This window comes from Mycoplasmopsis iners ATCC 19705 (assembly GCF_000701805.1).
Classification (GTDB): Bacteria; Bacillota_I; Bacilli_A; order Mycoplasmatales; family Metamycoplasmataceae; genus Mycoplasmopsis; species Mycoplasmopsis iners.
In genome coordinates this window covers 1-1,783 of record NZ_JNJW01000024.1, presented here as the reverse complement: position 1 = coordinate 1,783, position 1,783 = coordinate 1, and the positions used below count along the sequence as shown (strand labels likewise).

Below are 1,783 nucleotides of genomic sequence, written 5' to 3'. Positions count from 1 at the left end.
ATTGTGCAAAAAATCATTTTTGTTTTTATATTGACAAATGTAACTTCTTGGAAAAATAATTCTGGTTCCAATGATAAATTCAAGAACTTCTTCTAATGATTTGTGCTTGTTTTTTGACAATGAACTAAATAAATCTAGTTCTTTGATAATTTTGTAAATTAAATCAATTCCAACGTTTTTAACATTGGTTTCAACAGATGTTGGCTCTAACAATTCAAAAAATTTGCTCTTTGCTTCAACTTTGTTATTTGTAAATGGAACTAATTTTGCGATCGCCTTTAAATCATCAATATTTTGCAAAGAATATTTATCTTTGATTTCGTCTCAATAGCCTAAACCAACTAAATCACCAATTCCCTTACCATAACCTTTTGAAATTCCAATTGCTAAATAGATACCTTTTGAGTTGTTTCTTTTATATAAAATGTAATTGCTCATGCCTTAATTATACACTATTATCATTGTAATCATTGTAAAAAATAAAAATTTTTTGATTTTTTACTTATATACTACGTATATAAGTAGAGTTTAAAAATTATAAAAAATGAGCTTCCAACTTGGAAACTCAGAATATAAGTATATTATATCATAAATAAAAGAAAAAGTAGGTTTTTTATTCCTATATTTCTAATTCTTCATCAAAATCAATTGTGTATTTGTATTCTTCTCCTGTAAAAGGTGCTTCCATTGGTTCAATTTTTGTTTTCTTTTCATCATCAATAAAATAGGTTCTGTATTTATAATCTCTTATGTTATTATTCTTATATTCTGTATAAGAATAATCAAAATCATAATTTTCATTACTTAAATCTTTATTTAAACTATTGTTTATATTAACAGTCTTATAGTTTAAATGTGTATTAAATTTAATATTAATATATTGTGTTAAATATTGTGGGATTTTTTTTCCTTGATAAATAATCTCTTGTGTAAAATCTAAAACAAATTCTCCATTTTCCTTGTATGAAAATCTAACATCATTAATTCTTGTTGTAAATCCTTGTGGTAAATTAACATTATGATAATCCTTAAATGTAGCAATTATAAGTTTTTTAAAATCTTTATCTTGGTTTAATCTATTCATACTATCTTCACTATATTCTAAATTATTTCAATCATAATTATATAGGATATTATAAAGTTTATGATAAAGTTTTTGCTCTGTGTTTAATGTTGTTTCATCAATATAGAAATAATCTCATTTGTCCCAATTTTCTTCTTTTCTCTTATCTACTCTTTTAACTCTAATGTTGTCTTCTGTGTATTTGTGAGTATTTAAAGATAACTCTTCAAAGAATTTTTTGTTGTTTTGATAAATAGTTTTAAGTCCTTTTTCAAACTCTGTGTCTTTATCATTAATAATCATTTCATCATTTGTGAAAAATCTGGCAGGTTGTGCTAATTTTTTTGTTATTAAAATTTGATTATAACTAAAATTATCAATGATTTCATATAAATGTGGGGCAAGTTTTCTAAATTCTATATTTTGACTATCCAATTTTTCAACTGCTTCATTCTTGGTGCTTCATATGTGGCTTCATACTAATTGGTTACTCATTGTATTAAAATCATATTGCTTTTTTGTATCTGTCTTTGAATTGTTTGGGTTATTATTAATATTTTTATTTACACAAGACACAGCAACTGGAATTAAAGTAAAAACTGTCATTGTAGGTCATAAAAATTTCATCTTTAATTTCATTAGAATTGTCCTTTCATTATAAACTCTTTAAAAACTGTTTTGTCCATATTTTGTTTCTCAGTTTAATTTTATTGTATTGCA

The 1,783-nt window shown here is 23.7% G+C and carries 1 protein-coding gene and 1 pseudogene; both read right to left on the bottom strand.

The annotated features are described in order from the left end of the window. Positions 1-438 (bottom strand): annotated as a pseudogene (locus T395_RS03465) (IS1634-like element ISMsy1 family transposase); the annotation flags it as partial. 181 nt (positions 439-619) lie between these two features. Further along, entirely contained in the window at positions 620-1,690 is a 1,071-nt protein-coding gene (locus tag T395_RS0103100; protein ID WP_156933085.1) for a hypothetical protein, read from the bottom strand. Positions 1,691-1,783: the final 93 nt, after the last annotated feature.